General features: G+C 47.6%; 20 protein-coding genes and 2 other annotated features. Of the genes, 19 read left to right on the top strand and 1 reads right to left on the bottom strand.

The window, feature by feature from the left end:
• Positions 1-17: 17 nt before the first annotated feature.
• Positions 18-413: a nucleoside triphosphate pyrophosphohydrolase family protein gene (locus C7R92_RS18815; RefSeq protein WP_007716195.1), complete on the bottom strand. Its 396-nt coding sequence runs from the start codon at positions 411-413 to the stop codon at positions 18-20.
• A gap of 286 nt (positions 414-699) precedes the next feature.
• Here C7R92_RS18815 and C7R92_RS18810 point away from each other — a divergent pair, with 286 nt between their 5' ends.
• The 19 genes from C7R92_RS18810 (at position 700) to rpoB (ending at position 17,793) form a co-directional block, all read left to right on the top strand.
• On the top strand, positions 700-1,788 hold the full coding sequence (locus C7R92_RS18810; protein WP_017247028.1) for a PIN/TRAM domain-containing protein: 1,089 nt from the start codon (positions 700-702) through the stop codon (positions 1,786-1,788).
• Between the two features lie 27 nt (positions 1,789-1,815).
• Complete coding sequence (gene ispD, locus C7R92_RS18805) at positions 1,816-2,502, top strand: 2-C-methyl-D-erythritol 4-phosphate cytidylyltransferase (protein ID WP_106835268.1); 687 nt, start codon at positions 1,816-1,818, stop codon at positions 2,500-2,502.
• Between the two features lie 3 nt (positions 2,503-2,505).
• On the top strand, positions 2,506-2,979 hold the full coding sequence (gene ispF, locus C7R92_RS18800; RefSeq protein WP_017247030.1) for a 2-C-methyl-D-erythritol 2,4-cyclodiphosphate synthase: 474 nt from the start codon (positions 2,506-2,508) through the stop codon (positions 2,977-2,979).
• 89 nt (positions 2,980-3,068) lie between these two features.
• Positions 3,069-4,535 (top strand): glutamate--tRNA ligase, encoded by a 1,467-nt coding sequence (gene gltX, locus C7R92_RS18795; protein WP_106835267.1) that lies wholly within the window; start codon positions 3,069-3,071, stop codon positions 4,533-4,535.
• 27 nt (positions 4,536-4,562) lie between these two features.
• Positions 4,563-4,825, top strand: a binding site (T-box leader).
• A 162-nt stretch (positions 4,826-4,987) separates the two neighbouring features.
• Positions 4,988-5,653, top strand: coding sequence for a serine O-acetyltransferase (gene cysE / locus C7R92_RS18790; protein WP_106835266.1), 666 nt, complete (start codon positions 4,988-4,990; stop codon positions 5,651-5,653).
• Positions 5,634-7,040, top strand: a complete 1,407-nt coding sequence (gene cysS / locus C7R92_RS18785; RefSeq protein ID WP_069852861.1) for a cysteine--tRNA ligase — start codon at positions 5,634-5,636, stop codon at positions 7,038-7,040. Before cysE ends, cysS begins: the two co-directional genes overlap by 20 nt.
• A 17-nt stretch (positions 7,041-7,057) precedes the next feature.
• A complete protein-coding gene (locus C7R92_RS18780; protein ID WP_106835265.1) occupies positions 7,058-7,462 on the top strand; it encodes a Mini-ribonuclease 3 in 405 nt (134 codons plus the stop codon).
• 1 nt (position 7,463) lies between these two features.
• Positions 7,464-8,219, top strand: a complete 756-nt coding sequence (gene rlmB, locus C7R92_RS18775; RefSeq protein WP_012683967.1) for a 23S rRNA (guanosine(2251)-2'-O)-methyltransferase RlmB — start codon at positions 7,464-7,466, stop codon at positions 8,217-8,219.
• A gap of 1 nt (position 8,220) precedes the next feature.
• Entirely contained in the window at positions 8,221-8,745 is a 525-nt protein-coding gene (locus tag C7R92_RS18770) for an NYN domain-containing protein (protein WP_017247035.1), read from the top strand.
• Between the two features lie 83 nt (positions 8,746-8,828).
• Entirely contained in the window at positions 8,829-9,479 is a 651-nt protein-coding gene (sigH, locus tag C7R92_RS18765) for an RNA polymerase sporulation sigma factor SigH (protein ID WP_005828894.1), read from the top strand.
• 237 nt (positions 9,480-9,716) lie between these two features.
• The gene (gene rpmG / locus C7R92_RS18760; protein WP_003392018.1) at positions 9,717-9,866 is read left to right on the top strand and encodes a 50S ribosomal protein L33; all 150 of its coding nucleotides are present in this window, start codon (positions 9,717-9,719) and stop codon (positions 9,864-9,866) included.
• Entirely contained in the window at positions 9,866-10,114 is a 249-nt protein-coding gene (gene secE / locus C7R92_RS18755) for a preprotein translocase subunit SecE (protein ID WP_012683970.1), read from the top strand. The genes rpmG and secE overlap by 1 nt, the downstream gene beginning before the upstream one ends.
• A gap of 45 nt (positions 10,115-10,159) precedes the next feature.
• Positions 10,160-10,696 carry a transcription termination/antitermination protein NusG gene (gene nusG, locus C7R92_RS18750; RefSeq protein ID WP_017247036.1) on the top strand — a complete coding sequence of 179 codons (537 nt, stop codon included), beginning with the start codon at positions 10,160-10,162 and terminating at the stop codon, positions 10,694-10,696.
• Positions 10,697-10,882: 186 nt separating this feature from the next.
• Positions 10,883-11,308, top strand: a complete 426-nt coding sequence (gene rplK / locus C7R92_RS18745; protein WP_005828886.1) for a 50S ribosomal protein L11 — start codon at positions 10,883-10,885, stop codon at positions 11,306-11,308.
• An 89-nt stretch (positions 11,309-11,397) separates the two neighbouring features.
• Positions 11,398-12,081, top strand: a complete 684-nt coding sequence (gene rplA, locus C7R92_RS18740) for a 50S ribosomal protein L1 (protein ID WP_017247037.1) — start codon at positions 11,398-11,400, stop codon at positions 12,079-12,081.
• A gap of 42 nt (positions 12,082-12,123) precedes the next feature.
• Positions 12,124-12,287, top strand: a sequence feature (ribosomal protein L10 leader region).
• 24 nt (positions 12,288-12,311) lie between these two features.
• On the top strand, positions 12,312-12,827 hold the full coding sequence (rplJ, locus tag C7R92_RS18735) for a 50S ribosomal protein L10 (protein WP_012683973.1): 516 nt from the start codon (positions 12,312-12,314) through the stop codon (positions 12,825-12,827).
• 55 nt (positions 12,828-12,882) lie between these two features.
• The gene (gene rplL / locus C7R92_RS18730) at positions 12,883-13,245 is read left to right on the top strand and encodes a 50S ribosomal protein L7/L12 (protein WP_007716218.1); all 363 of its coding nucleotides are present in this window, start codon (positions 12,883-12,885) and stop codon (positions 13,243-13,245) included.
• 102 nt (positions 13,246-13,347) lie between these two features.
• Positions 13,348-13,944, top strand: a complete 597-nt coding sequence (locus C7R92_RS18725; protein WP_069852859.1) for a class I SAM-dependent methyltransferase — start codon at positions 13,348-13,350, stop codon at positions 13,942-13,944.
• A 309-nt stretch (positions 13,945-14,253) separates the two neighbouring features.
• Positions 14,254-17,793, top strand: coding sequence for a DNA-directed RNA polymerase subunit beta (gene rpoB / locus C7R92_RS18720; protein WP_017247039.1), 3,540 nt, complete (start codon positions 14,254-14,256; stop codon positions 17,791-17,793).
• Positions 17,794-17,818 lie beyond the last annotated feature (25 nt).

The raw sequence follows: 17,818 nt of genomic DNA, 5'->3' as shown, positions 1-17,818 counted from the left end.
ATACGAGTAACGGACTTTTAAGACAGATTGAAGACACCCAAAGTATTCAGTCGGTTGGATTCTTTCTGAAGCACATCTTCTAGCTTAATGTCAGTAATATTGCACAGGGCAGTGAGGTAAAAGAGATTTTTGCCAAGCTCAGCAGTAACTACATCGCGACAATGCTCGCACAGCGGTCCGTTAAAGTGGGTGTCCAAATGGGACTTGTTGTCCTCCAGATTCTTGTTCGAATCGTACGTCTGTTTTTTGGCAACCACTTCGACACAGCCGCATTCGGTGATGGCTTTGGTCAGTGAACGGTTAATGCGGGATGCCGTTTCCTGAACTTTGGACATGACGTCCAGTACGCTACGATGTCTGATCAAAAGTTCGGATACTTGCGTTTGAAAGTCGTCTATGTTTCGATTGTCCATCTGGTTCACCTCTGCTTTAGGCTGTTGGTATCGTCATAATTTTCTCTCATTACGATACTGACATTATAAGAAGGGAGTCAGCTCCCTGTCAATTTAACATCGAAGGAAACGAGTGTTCCCGGGTTGACGAGAAAATGACAACTATGTTAAAATTTTTGGCTATTTGACATGGCAAAATCTTTTTTGCTATAGTGAGGGAAAGTAAAATGAAGCATTATAATGATTTGGAAAAAAATAGGGTTTTACTCTTAGGCTTCTGTCTATATTAGTAAAAGGAGGTGAAGGCATGTTACGCCGAGTAGGAAAATTCATTTTTGTTTTGATTGGTGGCGGATTAGGGTATCGCTTTGGTGACGAACTGTTTTCGTTGCTCGATCCACTGTTAAACTTTGGTGTAGTAGCCGGATCGCAATATATTGGAGCTGTACTAGGTGCCATCTTGTTTTTCTTTTTAGCGAATTGGGTTGTGGATTATGTTCTGCGCATCGTTCGATGGGGTGAAGAGACACTCGTCAAAATGCCGGTTGTCGATGTGATGTTCGGAGCGATGGGGTTGATTAGTGGTCTTATTATTGCATTCTTATTATTCCTGCCCATCAGTAAAATTCCGATTCCATTTGTAGGAGATCTTTTGCCGTTAATTGTTTCCGGGTTGCTCGGTTATTTGGGCTTCCAGGTAGGATTCCGCAAGCGGGACGAGATTATGTCGGTATTTTCGATTGGACGTAAGGATAAGAAAAAGGATAGTGCAACAACTGCCGCTAACTTGGAAAATAAAATTCTCGATACCAGTGTCATCATTGACGGACGCATCGCAGATATTTGCCGTACTGGCTTTCTGGAAGGGGTACTGGTCATTCCGGGATTTGTGCTAGAGGAACTGCAGCATATCGCCGATTCCTCCGATGTACTGAAGAGAAACCGCGGTCGTCGTGGTCTGGATATCTTGAACAAGATTCAAAAAGAAATGAAGGTAAAGGTCCAGATTTGGGAAGGCGATTTTGAAGAAGTATCCGAGGTGGACAGCAAGCTGATCAAGCTCGCTAAGCTCATTAACGGAAAGGTCGTAACAAACGACTTTAACCTGAACAAGGTATGTGAGCTGCAAGGTGTTGCGGTATTGAACATCAATGATTTGGCGAATGCAGTTAAGCCTGTAGTTTTACCTGGAGAAGAGATGAACGTTCAAGTCATCAAAGATGGGAAAGAGCATGGTCAGGGTGTCGCTTATCTGGACGATGGCACGATGATTGTTGTAGAAGGCGGACGAGAATACATCGGAAATGATGTCGATGTTCTCGTAACGAGTGTGCTGCAAACTTCAGCGGGACGCATGATCTTCGCCAAACCAAAGTTGCTGGAACGAGCGTTATAGAAAAGACAACAGGAGAGGGATGAATCAGTGAGTACGGGTGTCGTGATCGTTGCAGCCGGTTCGGGTAAACGAATGGGTGGACAACGAAACAAGTTGTGGTTACCGCTTGCGGGCGAGCCGATCTTGGCTCATACGGTACGTCTTTTTGCTACTCATCCCGACATTGATGAAGTCGTGCTAGTGGTGAGTGAAGCAGACCACGCAGAAGTAACGATCTTGATCTCGGCTGAAAAGCTGACGGTTGTGGTTACTCTGGGTGGAGCAGAGCGACAAGACAGTGTGAGAAATGGCTTGGCATCACTATCCGCAAATTGCGATTACGTACTAGTTCACGATGCTGCCCGTCCTTTCGTCACTCGCAAACAGATCAGTGACATGATCAAACAGGTGCAACAAGATCAGGCAACGATCATGGCAGTACCTGTCAAAGATACGATTAAAGTGGTGGGGGCAACAGGACTTGTAGAGTCAACCCCAGCACGGGAAAGCTTGTGGGCGGTTCAAACCCCACAAGCTTTTCGTATGTCTTTATTGCGAGAGGCACATCAGGCAGCAGAGGCAGCGGGGAAGCTGGGTACGGATGATGCGATGCTGGTTGAGTGGCTGGGTCATCCGGTATCGATTATGAACGGAAGCTATGAGAACATTAAGATTACTACGCCAGACGATCTGTGGTTTGGTGAAGAGATATTGCGGAAACGAAAGGGAGAGTAGCACATGCGTATTGGACAAGGTTTTGACGTGCATCAATTAGTAGAGGGGCGTCCATGCATTATCGGTGGCGTCACCATCCCGTATGAAAAAGGCTTGCTAGGGCATTCTGACGCGGATGTTCTCCTCCATGCGATTAGTGACGCGATTCTTGGAGCGATTGGTGAGGGGGATATTGGCCGTCATTTCCCAGATACAGACCCGGCTTTCAAGGATGCGGATAGCGTGAAGCTGCTGGAGCATGTATGGAAGTTGGTTCGGGAGCGCGGCTACCGTTTAGGAAACGTGGATGCAACGATCATTGCCCAAGCGCCGAAGATGGCGCCGTACATCCCGCAAATGTGTGAAGTCATTGCACGCGTGCTGGAGGCAGAAGATCTCTCGCAAGTGAATGTGAAAGCGACTACCTCCGAGAAACTCGGTTTTACAGGCAGAGGGGAAGGAATCGCTGCACAGGCAGTATGCTTGCTTGTCAAGTAGAAGGGCAAGGTGTAACATAAAGCCTTAGATACGTTTTTACTTAGGTCTAGGGTTTATAGCCTTTTACATTCATAAGGATGGTGCTACCAATGGCGAAAGAAATTCGCACTCGTTATGCGCCGAGTCCTACGGGGCATTTACACATCGGCGGTGCGCGAACAGCGCTCTTCAATTATCTTTTTGCGAAACATCACGGTGGTTCGTTCATCGTTCGGATTGAAGATACGGACCAAACGCGCAATAAGGAAAATGCGGACGAAGAGCAAATGAAAAACCTGAAATGGCTCGGCGTAACATGGGAAGAAGGTACAGACGTTGGTGGACCATATGGACCGTACCGTCAAACAGAACGCCTGGACATTTATCGGAAATATATCGATCAACTGCTGGCAGAAGGCAAAGCGTACTACTGCTACGCGACAAAAGAAGAGCTGGATGCAGAACGTGAAGAACAGCTCGCGCGTGGAGAAACACCACGCATTCTGGAAAAGCACCGCCATGTAACGGACGAGCAGCGTGCTCAGTACGAAGCAGAAGGGCGAGTGCCATCCATTCACTTCCTCGTTCTGGATGATCGCGAGTATGTCGTGAACGACCTGATTCGTGGCCAGGTAACATTCAACTCCAACGAGATGGGCGATTTCGTTATTTGCCGTCCGGATGGAATTCCTACATACAACTTCGCCGTTGTAGTGGACGACTATTTGATGAAAATTAGCCACGTCATTCGTGGAGAAGAGCATCTGTCCAACACGCCTCGTCAATTGATGATTTACGAAGCGTTTGGGTGGGAAGCGCCTGACTTTGCTCACTTGGCATTGATCCTCAACCAAGATGGCAAAAAGATGTCCAAGCGCGACGAGAGCATTCTTCAGTTCATTGAACAGTACCGTGACCTCGGCTTCTTGCCAGAAGCAATCGTGAACTTCCTTGTTCTTTTGGGATGGTCTCCAGGTGGCGAAGAAGAGATTTTCTTAATGGAAGATCTGATCAAGCTGTTCTCAATGGACCGCGTGAACAAGTCGCCAGCTGTGTTTGATGCAACGAAGATGAACTGGATGAACAACTTCTATTTGAAGCGTCAACCGCTGGATATGATTACAGATATGTGTATCCCGCATCTGCAAAAAGCTGGCTTCATCGAAGAGAATTTGTCTGCTGAGAAGCGCGAATGGGTTCGCAGTATCGTAGGCCTGTACCAAGAGCAAATGTCCTACTGTGCGCAAATCGTTCCGTTGGCAGCTCTTTTCTTCCTCGACGAAGTGGTGTACGATGAAGAAGCAACTCTGGTGCTAAAAGAACCGCAATTACCGGAAGTGCTTGCTTCCTTTGTGAAACACCTTTCTGCCCAAGATGCATATAATGTGGATGTTATTAAAGCGGTACTCAAAGACGTGCAAAAGGAAACGGGTTACAAAGGCAAGGCATTGTTCATGCCGGTCCGTGTAGGAGCAACTGGTCAGGCGCATGGTCGCGATCTGGCGGAGACGTTGTATCTGCTTGGACGTGACAAGGTGATTGCACGTGCAGAGCAAGTAATTGCAAACGGTCAGTAAGTATTGGCTGGTTTTCTTTTATAAATAATGAATGCGACGATCAGGAGAAGTACAACAGTCTGCACATCTACAGAGAGGATGGATAGGTGAGAGCCATCTGGTGTGCCCTGTATGGAAATGCCCCTGTGAGCGATGAGCTGAACCTATCTTTTTGAAAAGATATCAGTAGGCGCCATCGGCTTCCCGCCGTTATCGGGATATGAGCGAGATTTGCTCATGACTGTTGTGAGTTTTTCGTGACAGTGATGACGATCTAAGCAGAGTGGAACCACGGTAAACCCGTCTCTGTCCCTTCGTGTTTTTTGAGGGGATAGGGACGTTTTTTATTTTTTGAAAAGGTAGTTCAAAAAGTGGTTCTCGCTATTTTCTCAATGCTGAAAAGACAACTTTTTGAACCCTGACATTGAGGTTGAACGTGAGCAGGTAAATCAGGCAGGAGGTGCCACCCAAAAATGTTAGCACAGATGAGAGATGACATTCATGCTGTTTTTGAACGAGACCCGGCTGCGCGAAGTACGCTGGAAGTCGTTATGACCTATTCCGGTTTGCACGCGATATGGGGGCACCGGATTGCCCACAGGCTCTGGAAGGCTGAGCTGTGTACACTCGCCCGAATTGTCTCTCAACTATCCCGTTTTTTCACGGGAATTGAGATTCATCCGGGCGCAACAATTGGCCGCGGCCTGTTCATTGACCATGGCATGGGTGTTGTGATCGGAGAGACGTGCGAAATCGGAGACAATGTAACGATTTATCAAGGGGTTACACTCGGGGGAACAGGTAAGGAAAAAGGAAAGCGTCACCCTACAATCGGCAATGATGTCATTATTGCTACGGGAGCAAAAGTGTTGGGCTCCTTCAAAATTGGCGATAATTCAAAGATAGGGGCTGGTGCCGTTGTCTTGCAGGAGGTACCGCCTAACTCGACCGTAGTAGGAATCAAGGGACGCATCGTCATCCAGGATGGCAAGCGGGTCAAAAATGATCTGGACCATGTAAACATGCCAGACCCGGTAGCGGATACGATTCGTATGATGCAAAAGGAAATTGATCAGTTACGCAAAGAAATGGAGCTTTTGAGGGAGGATAAAAAGAACGATGGGCATTCAGTTGACTAACACGATGACGCGGCGAAAGGAACCGTTTCACACATTGGAGCCAGGGAAGGTAAAAATGTACGTGTGCGGTCCGACCGTGTACAACTACATCCACATTGGAAATGCGCGCCCTGCCATTGTATTTGATACACTTCGCCGTTACTTGAAATATCGTGGCTACGAAGTGACATTCGTGCAAAATATTACGGACGTAGATGACAAACTGATTCGTGTGGCGAATCAGGAAGGTGTCACTGTCAAAGAAGTGGCGGATCGATACACGGATGCGTACAACGCTGATCTGAAATCACTAAACGTACTGCCACCTGATATTCAACCGCGAGTGATGCAGACTATTCCGGAGATCATTGAATTCGTGCAAGGGCTGATTGAAAAGGGCTTTGCCTACGAGAGTGAAGGTGACGTCTATTTCCGCACGGGACGTTTTCAGGAATACGGAAAACTTTCGCATCAACCGTTGGATGATTTGCAGGCAGGTGCTCGTGTAGAAATCAACGAGAAAAAGGAACATCCCCTGGACTTTGTCCTTTGGAAAGCGGCCAAGACCGGAGAAGTTACCTGGGGCAGTCCGTGGGGCGAAGGAAGACCGGGATGGCATATTGAGTGCTCGGCTATGGCCCTGAAGTTTTTGGGTGAGGAAATCGATATCCATGCGGGCGGAACAGACCTTGTGTTCCCACACCACGAGAACGAAATTGCCCAGTCAGAATGCTTTACGGGTAAAGTCTTTGCTCGCTACTGGTTACACAATGGCATGCTCAATATCGATAACGAAAAAATGTCCAAATCCCTCGGGAATTTCTTGCTTGCACGCGATCTTTCGGAGAAATTCGGCGGTCAATTAATTCGCTTCTTTATGCTTCAGGGGCACTATCGCAACCCGATCAATTTTAGCGAAGAGTTGATTGAACAGGCGGCTAATGGTCTAGATAGAATTAAGACCGCGTATACGAATCTGTCTCATCGTCTGGATACCGTGCGCGCAGAAGAGCCGAATGATCAGGCACAGGAGCAGGCACGAATCATTGGAGAGCTTCGTGAGCGTTTCATTGCTGAGATGGATGATGATATCAATACAGCGAATGCCATTACCGTTATTTTTGACGTCGTGAAGGAAGCCAACCTGTATTTGCGTCATCAAAATGTAGGCGAAACCGAAGTTCGTGCGTACATGGATTTGTTGGTGGAGTTGACGGAGGTTCTTGGTCTTGAAATTGCAGAAGAGCAGGAGCTGTTGGATAGTGAGATTGATGCGTTGATCGAAGAGCGCACAGAAGCTCGCAAAGCAAGAAACTTTGCCCGTTCTGACGAAATCCGCGATCTGCTCGCAGCAAAAGGAATCGTGCTGGAGGACACGCCACAAGGTGTTCGCTGGCGTCGAAAATAAGGGGCCGAAGAAAATAGATGCAAAAAGAAGAACTAACCCGAGATCCTAATCTGACAAATCCACTCGTGCTTGCCTTCCTCGGGGATGCTACCTATTCGCATTGTGTTAGGTATCATTTGATCGCCAAGGGGCTGGTTAAACCAAACCAGCTCCACAAGGCGGCCAACCGCTATGTTTCAGCGAAAGCACAGGCCAATGTGTTGTTGACGTTAATGCCCACATTGCCGGAGGAAGAATTGAATGTAGTGAAGCGGGGGCGGAATGCCAAATCCGGTTCCAGTGCCAAAAACGCCGATATTATCGACTACCGTCATGCAACGGCTTTTGAAGCATTGATCGGGTACCTGTACTTGTGTGGAAAAGAAGAGCGGATCGCTGAAATTGTGCTGCAGGCTTTTGCCATAGTGGAAGGAGAATCGTGAAATGAGTGAAGAGTGGATTCTGGGGAAAAACCCCGTCATCGAGGCTTTGCGATCGGGTCGTACGATCAATAAGATTTGGGTTGCAGAGGGAACGAATAAAAATTTGATGGGACCTGTCTTTGCTTTGGCAAAAGAACAGGGTGTCATTGTGACGACAGCGAACCGCAAAAAGCTGGATCAGCTCGTGTCGACGGACAACCATCAGGGTGTAGTGGCTTCTGTTGCTGCTTACGATTACGTAGAAGTAGACGATATTTTGAAGCGGGCAGAGGAAAAAAACGAGGCGCCGTTCATTTTGCTGTTGGACGAGCTGGAAGATCCGCATAACCTCGGTTCGATCATGCGTACAGCCGATGCAGTCGGTGCTCATGGTGTCATCATTCCGAAACGACGTTCTGTCAGTCTTACGGCAACAGTGGCAAAAGCTTCGGCAGGGGCGATCAACTACGTGCCGGTAGCGCGAGTGACGAATTTGGTTCGTACCATGGAAGAGCTCAAAGAACGCGGTGTTTGGATCGCAGGAACAGACGCGAGTGCCAAACAAGATTTCCGCCAGGGTGATTATACGATGCCGCTCGCGATTGTCATTGGCAGCGAAGGAAAAGGCATGAGTCGCCTCGTTCGGGAAAACTGTGATTTTCTGTACAGCCTTCCGATGGCGGGCAATGTTACCTCACTCAACGCTTCTGTAGCAGCTGCCTTGTTGATGTATGAAGTCTATCGCTCCAGGAGTCCAATTCCAACGCGGGTGAAATGACATGTCAAAACGAAAAGCCAAGCAGCTGTTGATCGTAGATGGATACAATATCATCGGCGCCTGGCCCGATCTGCGCCTGCTGAAGGATCAAGAGCGGATGGACGAGGCGCGTGATCAGTTGATCGCAAAAATGGCAGAATACCAGAGCTACACAGGGACGAAGGTTATCATCGTTTTCGATGCGTACAACGTTCCTGGCATTGGCCGTCAAATGGAAGACTTCCAGGTTGAAGTCTATTTCACGAAGAAAAAGGAGACGGCTGACGAAAAAATAGAGCAGTTAGTCTCCGAATTTCACAATAAAAATCGACAAATTTATGTGGCAACTTCTGACTATACGTCACAACGTGTCATATTTGGGCAGGGAGCTTTGCGCAAATCTGCCCGGGAGTTGTTGCTCGATATGGAAAATGCGGGGAAAGAAATCAAGAAACAAGTCGAAAAAACGCAAGAAGACGGCTTCTCCAGGCGGATTACGCTGAATGATGAAATAGCGAAAATATTCGAAAAATGGAGAAGGGAATAACTTGGATTCGGTTGACGCTTTTTTACGGCATCATGTATAATAGCGCTATCTATTGGAGAAACCGGTTGGCGGAGGGATCATTTGTGAGTGTTGACCTCAAGGAGTTAAAACATGCCCAATATGAACTAATGACCGACGAAGAAGTAGTCGACCTGGTTCGCGATAATGACGCCGAAGCTTTGGAGTATTTGATCAACAAATACAAAAACTTCGTCCGTGCCAAAGCGAGATCCTATTTTCTTATTGGGGCTGACCGCGAAGACATCGTGCAGGAAGGGATGATCGGACTGTACAAGTCTATTCGCGACTTCCGAGGAGACAAGCTCACGTCGTTCAAAGCATTTGCCGAGTTGTGTATTACCCGTCAGATCATTACCGCGATCAAGACGGCGACACGCCAAAAGCACATCCCGCTCAATTCTTACGTGTCACTGGACAAGCCTATCTACGATGAAGATTCTGACCGCACGCTACTCGATGTGATCTCGGGAACAAAAGTGACCGATCCAGAGGAGTTGTTTATCAATCGGGAAGAGTTCGATGATATCGAGGGCAAAATGAGTGAAATCTTGAGTGATTTGGAGCGCCAGGTTCTCATGCTCTATTTGGATGGACGATCCTATCAACAGATTGCCGTCGAGCTGAAGCGTCACGTCAAGTCTATTGATAATGCATTGCAGCGAGTAAAGCGCAAGCTAGAGCGCTATTTGGAAGGAAGAGAGATTCATCTGTAGAGAATCTCTCTTTTTATTTTGGAAGCAAAAGGACTTCTTCTTGTCAAGTCATTTTGTTTGACATGGGTATTTCGGTATGATAAATTTATTTAGGTAGCCATAGACTTTTATCTCTCTGTTCTATGGTTACTTAGGTGAATGAAATGGTCTGGAAAAAGTAGCGGTTTTCCCGTACTATTTATCATCGGGGTACTTTTAACTAATAGCAGGTTTGAAATGAGATGGAGGTGGCAATAAATGCGAGTAAACATCACGTTGGCGTGCACCGAGTGTGGCGAGCGTAACTATATCTCCACGAAGAACAAGCGCACCACTACTGAACGTGTTGAACTGAAAAAGTATTGCTCCCGTGACAAGAAGCAAACCCTTCATCGCGAGACGAAGTAATGGTTGATGCGACGAAGTCAGGGGGTGGCAAAGTGGGTTTTTTATCACGAATCGGAGCCAGTTTTCGCCGTACCGGTGGTTTTTTTAGTGACGTAATGTCCGAACTAAAGAAAGTCCGTTGGCCTAACCGTAAAGAGTTGACAACCTATACGCTTGTTGTACTCGTTACGGTTGTGCTCCTGGCAATATTCTTCTTCGTCGTTGATTTGGGTATCTCGCGCTTGATCGATTTGATTCTAGGAACGTAATTATGCAAGTCTTAGGAGGGACGGACGGTTATCGTCCTGTTGGATATGGAAAAAGCATGGTATGTACTTCATACGTACTCAGGTTACGAAAACAAGGTTAAGACAAATCTGGAGAAGCGACTCGAGTCGATGGGCATGGAAGACAAGATCTTTCGCGTTCTTGTTCCCACTGAAGAAGAGGTGGAAACCAAGGATGGTAAGAAGCGCACCGTCACGAAAAAAGTGTTTCCTGGATACGTCCTTGTTGAAATGGTGATGACGGACGACTCTTGGTATGTCGTGCGCAACACTCCTGGGGTTACCGGCTTTGTCGGATCCACGGGCGCCGGCTCTAAGCCGACAGCGCTGCGTCCTGAAGAGGCCGATACGATTCTCAAGCAAATGGGAATCGAAATTCCCAAGATCAGAGTCGATTATGCTCTCCGCGATATGGTGCGCGTCATAGATGGTCCATTTTCCAATCGCACCGGGGAGATTATCGAGATTCACCCGGACAGGCAGAAGGTTCGCGTATTGGTGGACATCTTCGGTCGCGAAACACCGGTAGAGCTAGACTTTACACAAGTTCAAAAATTGGATTAGGATTCAACTTGAAAAGTATCGCGCTATGTGGTACATTTCATTTTGTTTTAACAATCCCACAACATTAATTGGGGTTTCTTGCACTCTCACTATAGATCGAAAGTCTTTTACATAGAGACTTTCAAAAAACGGTGGGAGGGGGCATTCCCCCGTAATAACCACATGTGAAGTAAGGAGGTGTGTTACGTGGCTAAGAAGGTTATCCGCGTAATTAAATTACAAATCCCAGCAGGTAAAGCGAATCCTGCACCTCCAGTAGGTCCGGCTCTCGGTCAAGCTGGTGTAAACATCATGGGATTCTGTAAAGAATTCAATGCTCGCACTGAAAGCGAAGTAGGTATGATCATTCCGGTGGAAATCACCGTGTTTGAAGACCGTTCTTTCACTTTTATCACAAAAACTCCTCCAGCTGCAGTTCTGTTGAAGAAAGCTGCTGGTATCGAGTCCGGTTCTGGCGTACCAAACAAAACAAAGGTTGCTACGCTGAAGCGTGATAAAGTTCGTGAAATCGCAGAACTGAAGCGTCCTGACCTGAATGCTGCATCCGTAGAAGCGGCTATGCGCATGGTAGAAGGTACAGCTCGTTCTATGGGTATCGTAATCGAAGACTAATTGTCTTGAGTGCAAGGGGGCACAGACGTTGTGCCCCCCTGTCTGTGGGAGGATCAACCGCTACGACCACATTGAAGGGAGATTTAATCATGGCGAAAAAAGGTAAGAAATATCAAGAGGCTGTAAAGCTCGTTGATAAAAACAAAGTATACGAAGTAGCAGAAGGTATTGAGCTGGTTAAAAAAGCAGCTACTGCTAAGTTCGATGAAACTGTTGAAGCAGCTTTCCGTTTGGGTGTAGACCCTAAGCGTGCTGACCAACAAATCCGTGGCGCTGTTGTATTGCCACATGGTACTGGTAAAGTACAACGTGTTCTTGTATTCGCTAAAGGCGAAAAAGCAAAAGATGCAGAAGCAGCTGGCGCAGACTTCGTAGGCGATGCAGACATGATCGCGAAAATTCAAGGTGGCTGGTTCGACTTTGACGTTGTAGTAGCTACTCCTGACATGATGGGTGAAGTAGGTAAATTGGGTCGTGTACTCGGTCCAAAAGGCCTGATGCCAAACCCTAAGACCGGTACTGTTACTTTCGATGTAACAAAAGCGGTTAACGAAATCAAAGCAGGTAAAATTGAGTACCGCGTAGACAAAGCAGGTAACATCCACGCTCCGATCGGTAAAGCATCCTTCGATGCTGACAAGCTGGCTGACAACCTGGCTGCTCTGACTGACGCACTGAACCGCGCGAAACCAGCTGCAGCAAAAGGTGTTTACATGAGAAATGTGACACTGAGCTCCACTATGGGCCCTGGTGTACGCGTAGCTGTAAAATAATGACACTTGACTTCCTTTATGGGAGTTGTTAAGATAGTCCCTGTTGATGAAAAGAATATGCCGTAGACAGAAGGCGCGGTGCTTGTGAGAGTAACGCTTAATATCCCTCCGAGGCGTGTAATGTACGAATGAGGAAACGCTGCTTTCCTTTGACGATATAGCATTATGCCCTCGTGAGTCTGCGAGGGCATTCTTCATTTTCTAGGATTAGAGCACGGGAGGTGTAATCAATGGCAGAAATTCGTCCAACCGTTATTCGTGAAGAAAAGGTACAAGCGATCAACGAAATCGCAGCTAAGCTTCGCGAAAGCCAAACTACAGTGGTAGCTGACTACCGCGGTCTGACAGTAGCACAAGTAACTGAGCTCCGTAAGCAATTGCGTGAAGCTGGTGTTGAGTTCCAGGTGTTGAAAAACTCCCTGACTCGTTTGGCTACTGAGAAGGAAAGCCTGACTGAACTGGATCAATATCTGACTGGACCAAACGCTCTGGCGTTCTCCAAAGACGATATCATCGCTCCAGCGAAAGTTATCGCTGAATTCGCTAAGAAAAACGACAAGCTGGAAATCAAGGGTGGCGTTATCGAAGGTAAAGTAGTTGATGCTGAGCAAATTAAAGCTCTGGCTTCCCTACCAAACCGCGAAGGTCTCTTGTCCATGCTTCTCTCCGTCCTGCAAGCTCCTATGCGCAACGTTGCATTGGCAGTCAAAGCAGTGGCAGAACAAAAAGAAGGTCAAGGCGCGTAATCGTCTGATCGGCTAATTTCAAAAAAATACTATTCCTTGAATGGAGGATTTACAAATGTCTAAAGACCAAATCTTGGAAGCCATTAAAGGCATGTCCGTTCTCGAACTGAACGATCTGGTAAAAGCAATCGAAGAAGAATTCGGCGTAACTGCTGCTGCTCCTGTAGCTGTAGTTGCTGGTGGCGGAGCAGAAGCTGCTGCTGAGCAAACTGAATTCACTGTTAACCTGGTAAGCGGCGGCGCTTCCAAAATCAACGTAATTAAAGTTGTTCGCGAGCTGACTGGCTTGGGTCTGAAAGAAGCAAAAGACCTGGTAGACAACGCTCCAAAAACACTCAAAGAGGGCGTTTCCAAAGACGAAGCAGAAGCTCTCAAAGCAAAACTCGAAGAAGCTGGCGCACAAGTAGAAGTAAAGTAAGTTAGCTTCCTTTAGGATATCCCCTTGCCTGCGGCAGGGGGATTTTCTATAAGCTTTTGATGATAGAGGTTTTCGTAAACGATGAGGAAGGGTGAATCACACGTGGCAGACCATTACTATACCAATCAACCGGGTGCTGCACATGATGAACAGCAATTTACGTTCAATCTCCGTGGTAATGAACTTCGCTTCATAACGGATGCTGGCGTTTTTTCCCGAGACCGGATTGACTTTGGAAGTGTATTGCTCATCGAGAACATGGAAATCTCCAGTCATGCGCGTGTGCTGGATGTGGGATGCGGGTATGGTCCGATGGGGTTGACGGCTGCCAAGCTTGCTGATCATGGTCGGGTGACGATGATCGACGTGAACGAGCGTGCGGTTAACCTGGCTCGTCGTAATGCAGAAGCAAATGGAATAAAAAATGTTGAGGTTCGAGTGAGTGATGTATACAGCGGCGTGCAAGGCGAGCAGTTTGATGTCATTCTGACCAATCCGCCGATTCGTGCGGGTAAGGAAATCGTTCATCGCATTTTTGTAGAGGGATACGACCTGTTGGTAGAAGGCGGAGAAATGTGGGTTGTCATTCAGAAGAAGCAAGGAGCCCCATCCGCATTGAAGAAGCTACAGGAAACGTACCGCGAAGTAATAGAAATTGATCGGGAAAAAGGCTATCACATATTCAGGGCAATCAAATAAGCAAGAAGAAATCATTAGAAAAGTTTTCTTGACGTGAATAATTGAATGTGATAGCATTATAAAATGTCAATATGGGATAAATGTCTATTTTTCAGCAATTCCCTGTCTGTCAAGCGTTTCTACTTTTTTCCTGAGATAGGAATGTTTGCGTGAAAACATGGGAATTCTTTTAAAATAGAGTTTCTCTGGGTTAAAAATGGTTGAAGCTGCTTTAACCCATTTTTATTTTTAGGCATTCGAATGCGACTGAAAGAAGTTGCCGAATGCCGAGTTTCTATGTGTGAAAACACAACCTGAGGGGTGAATAAGTTGGCAGGTAAAGTGATTCAAAGTGGCCGACACCGCCAGCGTCGTACGTATTCACGTATTAACGAAGTGCTGGGCCTTCCAAATCTCATCGAGATTCAACAAAAGTCCTACCAGTGGTTCCTTGATGAGGGGCTCCGTGAGATGTTCCAAGACATTTCGCCAATCCAGGACTTCACAGGTAATCTCGTGCTGGAGTTTATCGACTACAGTTTGGGAGAGCCGAAGTACGATGTTGACGAGTCGAAAGAACGTGACGTCACCTATGCGGCGCCTCTGCGTGTGAAGGTACGTTTGTTGAACAAAGAGACGGGAGAAGTGAAGGAACAAGAAGTCTTCATGGGGGATTTCCCGCTCATGACCGAAACGGGAACCTTCATTATTAATGGTGCTGAGCGCGTTATTGTCAGCCAGCTTGTTCGTTCCCCCAGTGTATATTACAACACCAAAGTGGACAAAAACGGCAAGCAGACGTTTACAGCTACAGTAATCCCGAACCGGGGTGCTTGGCTGGAGCTGGAGACCGATGCGAAAGACGTAATTTATGTCCGCATCGACCGTACGCGAAAAATCCCGGTAACGGTTCTTTTGCGTGCGTTGGGCTTTGGTTCTGACATCGAGATTCTCAACTTGCTGGGTGAAGATGAATACATCAAGAACACGCTGGAAAAAGACAATACCGATTCTACGGAAAAAGCGCTCATCGAAATCTACGAGCGTCTTCGTCCGGGCGAGCCGCCAACAGTCGAAAATGCGAAGAGCCTCTTGATCTCTCGTTTCTTCGACCCTAAGCGCTATGACCTGGCTTCTGTTGGTCGTTACAAAATGAACAAGAAGCTTCATCTGAAAAACCGTCTGTACAACCAACGTTTGGCTGAAACATTGATCGATACCACTACAGGTGAAATTTTCGCCGAAGCAGGTCAAATGATTGACCGTCGTGTATTGGAGCGCATTGTGCCAGCTCTGGAAGGCAGCATCGGATTTATTGACGTTCGCACGCATGGCGGCGTTCTGGAAGATGAAGCAATCCATTTACAATCTATCAATATTTTCTCTCCGATCGAAGATGGCAAGATCATCAAAGTAATCGGAAACGGAAATGTAGATAAGTCCTTCAAGCATATTACGCCAGCGGATATCGTATCGGCGATCAACTATTTCATGAATCTGCTGCACAGTGTTGGTTCCACAGACGATATCGACCACTTGGGTAACCGTCGTCTGCGATCCGTGGGTGAGCTTCTGCAGAACCAGTTCCGTATCGGTTTGTCCCGTATGGAGCGTGTAGTTCGTGAGCGTATGTCCATCCAGGATCAGAACCAAATTACACCGCAAGCTCTCATTAACATCCGTCCAGTGATTGCATCACTGAAGGAGTTCTTTGGTAGCTCGCAGTTGTCTCAGTTCATGGATCAAACAAACCCATTGGCTGAGCTGACGCACAAACGCCGTCTGTCCGCACTCGGACCTGGTGGTTTGACGCGTGAGCGCGCGGGCTTCGAAGTGCGTGACGTTCACCATTCCCACTACGGTCGTATGTGTCCAATTGAGACGCCGGAGGGACCAAACATTGGTTTGATCAACTCCCTGTCTTCCTTTGCACGCATTAACGATTACGGATTCATCGAAACGCCTCGTCGGAAAGTAGATCCGGAAACAGGCTTCGTGTTGACTGATATCAGCTATTTGACGGCTGATGAAGAAGACGTGTTTAACGTAGCGCAGGCAAATCAGCCGCTTGATCACGATGGCCGTTTCGTAAACGACATGGTTATCTGCCGTCGTAAAGGTGAGATCTTGAGCGTACCGCGCGACAAGGTAGACTTCATGGACGTATCGCCAAAGCAGGTTGTATCCGTAGCGACTGCGCTGATTCCGTTCCTCGAGAACGATGACGCCAACCGCGCACTGATGGGTTCAAACATGCAGCGGCAGGCCGTTCCGCTTTTGATTCCACAAGCACCGTTTGTCGGTACTGGTATGGAGCATAAAGCAGCGCAAGACTCCGGCGTGGCGATCGTTGCCAAGAATCCGGGTCAAGTAGAGCGCGTAACGGCCCGCGAAATCTGGATTCGTCGTTACCAAGAAATCGACGGTAGAAAAGTTGCCGGCGATCTCGATAAATACAAAATGCACAAGTTTATCCGTTCCAACCAAGGTACCTGCATCAACCAGCGTCCAATTGTAAGCACTGGAGACTGGATTGAAAAAGGCGATATCATTGGGGACGGCCCATCCACTGAAAAAGGTGAATTGGCTCTCGGTCGTAACGTAATCGTTGCGTTTATGACGTGGGAAGGATACAACTACGAAGACGCGATTCTTCTGAGTGAAAAACTTGTAAAAGATGACGTGTATACGTCTATCCATATTGAAGAATACGAGTCCGAAGCTCGCGACACCAAGCTGGGTCCAGAGGAAATCACTCGCGATATTCCAAACGTCGGGGAAGATGCTCTGAAAAACCTGGACGAACGCGGTATCATCCGTGTTGGTGCGGAGATTCAGGACGGCGACATTCTCGTTGGTAAGGTTACTCCTAAAGGGGTTACTGAGCTGACAGCAGAAGAACGCCTCTTGCATGCCATCTTCGGTGAAAAGGCTCGTGAAGTTCGTGATACATCCCTGCGCGTACCGCATGGTGGTTCCGGTATCATCGTAGACGTAAAAGTATTTACGCGTGAGAATGGCGACGAATTGCCACCAGGCGTAAACCAACTCGTTCGCGTTTACATCGCCCAAAAACGGAAAATCTCCGTGGGTGACAAAATGGCCGGTCGACATGGTAACAAAGGGGTTATCGCCCGCATCATGGCGGAAGAAGATATGCCGTTCCTTCCAGATGGCTCTCCAGTAGAGATCGTACTCAACCCGTTGGGCGTACCATCGCGTATGAACATCGGTCAGGTATTGGAGACTCACTTAGGTATGGCAGCGAAGCTTCTGGGTATCCACGTAGCAACGCCGGTATTCGACGGTGCACGTCAGGCAGAAGTATTCGAAACGTTGGAAGAAGCAGGTCTGGATCGTGACGGAAAAACGATCTTGTTTGATGGTCGTACAGGTGAACCATTTGACCGCCGTGTAACAGTTGGTTGTGTATACATGCTGAAACTGGCTCACTTGGTCGATGATAAAATCCATGCTCGTTCTACAGGTCCTTACTCTCTTGTTACGCAACAGCCATTGGGTGGTAAAGCTCAATTTGGTGGTCAGCGTTTCGGGGAGATGGAGGTTTGGGCATTGGAAGCATACGGTGCTGCCTACACCTTGCAAGAAATCCTCACTGTCAAGTCGGATGACGTCGTGGGTCGCGTGAAAACGTACGAAGCGATCGTTAAGGGCGAAAATGTTCCAGAACCAGGTGTTCCAGAGTCCTTCAAGGTATTGATCAAGGAACTCCAGAGCTTGGGTATGGACGTGAAGATTCTGTCCGGTGATGAGCAGGAGATTGAAATGCGTGAAATGGAAGACGAGGATGAAGGTAACGGTGAGAAACTGAACCTCGTTCTCGAAGGCGGAAGCTTGAACGAAGAGTAAGATTCCGGTACCAAGGGAGGTAACG

It is taken from the genome of Brevibacillus porteri, assembly GCF_003013475.1.
Lineage (GTDB): Bacteria > Bacillota > Bacilli > Brevibacillales > Brevibacillaceae > Brevibacillus > Brevibacillus porteri.
This window is presented reverse-complemented; position numbering and strand designations above follow the sequence as displayed.

Coding starts and splice junctions, on each gene's coding strand:
- rplJ (WP_012683973.1), top strand. CDS start 12,312: ATGGCAGAAATTCGTCCAACCGTTATTCGTGAAGAAAAGGTACAAGCG.
- rplA (WP_017247037.1), top strand. CDS start 11,398: ATGGCGAAAAAAGGTAAGAAATATCAAGAGGCTGTAAAGCTCGTTGAT.
- rplL (WP_007716218.1), top strand. CDS start 12,883: ATGTCTAAAGACCAAATCTTGGAAGCCATTAAAGGCATGTCCGTTCTC.
- cysS (WP_069852861.1), top strand. CDS start 5,634: ATGGGCATTCAGTTGACTAACACGATGACGCGGCGAAAGGAACCGTTT.
- C7R92_RS18810 (WP_017247028.1), top strand. CDS start 700: ATGTTACGCCGAGTAGGAAAATTCATTTTTGTTTTGATTGGTGGCGGA.
- rlmB (WP_012683967.1), top strand. CDS start 7,464: ATGAGTGAAGAGTGGATTCTGGGGAAAAACCCCGTCATCGAGGCTTTG.
- gltX (WP_106835267.1), top strand. CDS start 3,069: ATGGCGAAAGAAATTCGCACTCGTTATGCGCCGAGTCCTACGGGGCAT.
- rpmG (WP_003392018.1), top strand. CDS start 9,717: ATGCGAGTAAACATCACGTTGGCGTGCACCGAGTGTGGCGAGCGTAAC.
- ispF (WP_017247030.1), top strand. CDS start 2,506: ATGCGTATTGGACAAGGTTTTGACGTGCATCAATTAGTAGAGGGGCGT.
- C7R92_RS18815 (WP_007716195.1), bottom strand. CDS start 413: ATGGACAATCGAAACATAGACGACTTTCAAACGCAAGTATCCGAACTT.
- cysE (WP_106835266.1), top strand. CDS start 4,988: ATGTTAGCACAGATGAGAGATGACATTCATGCTGTTTTTGAACGAGAC.
- nusG (WP_017247036.1), top strand. CDS start 10,160: ATGGAAAAAGCATGGTATGTACTTCATACGTACTCAGGTTACGAAAAC.
- secE (WP_012683970.1), top strand. CDS start 9,866: ATGGTTGATGCGACGAAGTCAGGGGGTGGCAAAGTGGGTTTTTTATCA.
- C7R92_RS18770 (WP_017247035.1), top strand. CDS start 8,221: ATGTCAAAACGAAAAGCCAAGCAGCTGTTGATCGTAGATGGATACAAT.
- C7R92_RS18780 (WP_106835265.1), top strand. CDS start 7,058: ATGCAAAAAGAAGAACTAACCCGAGATCCTAATCTGACAAATCCACTC.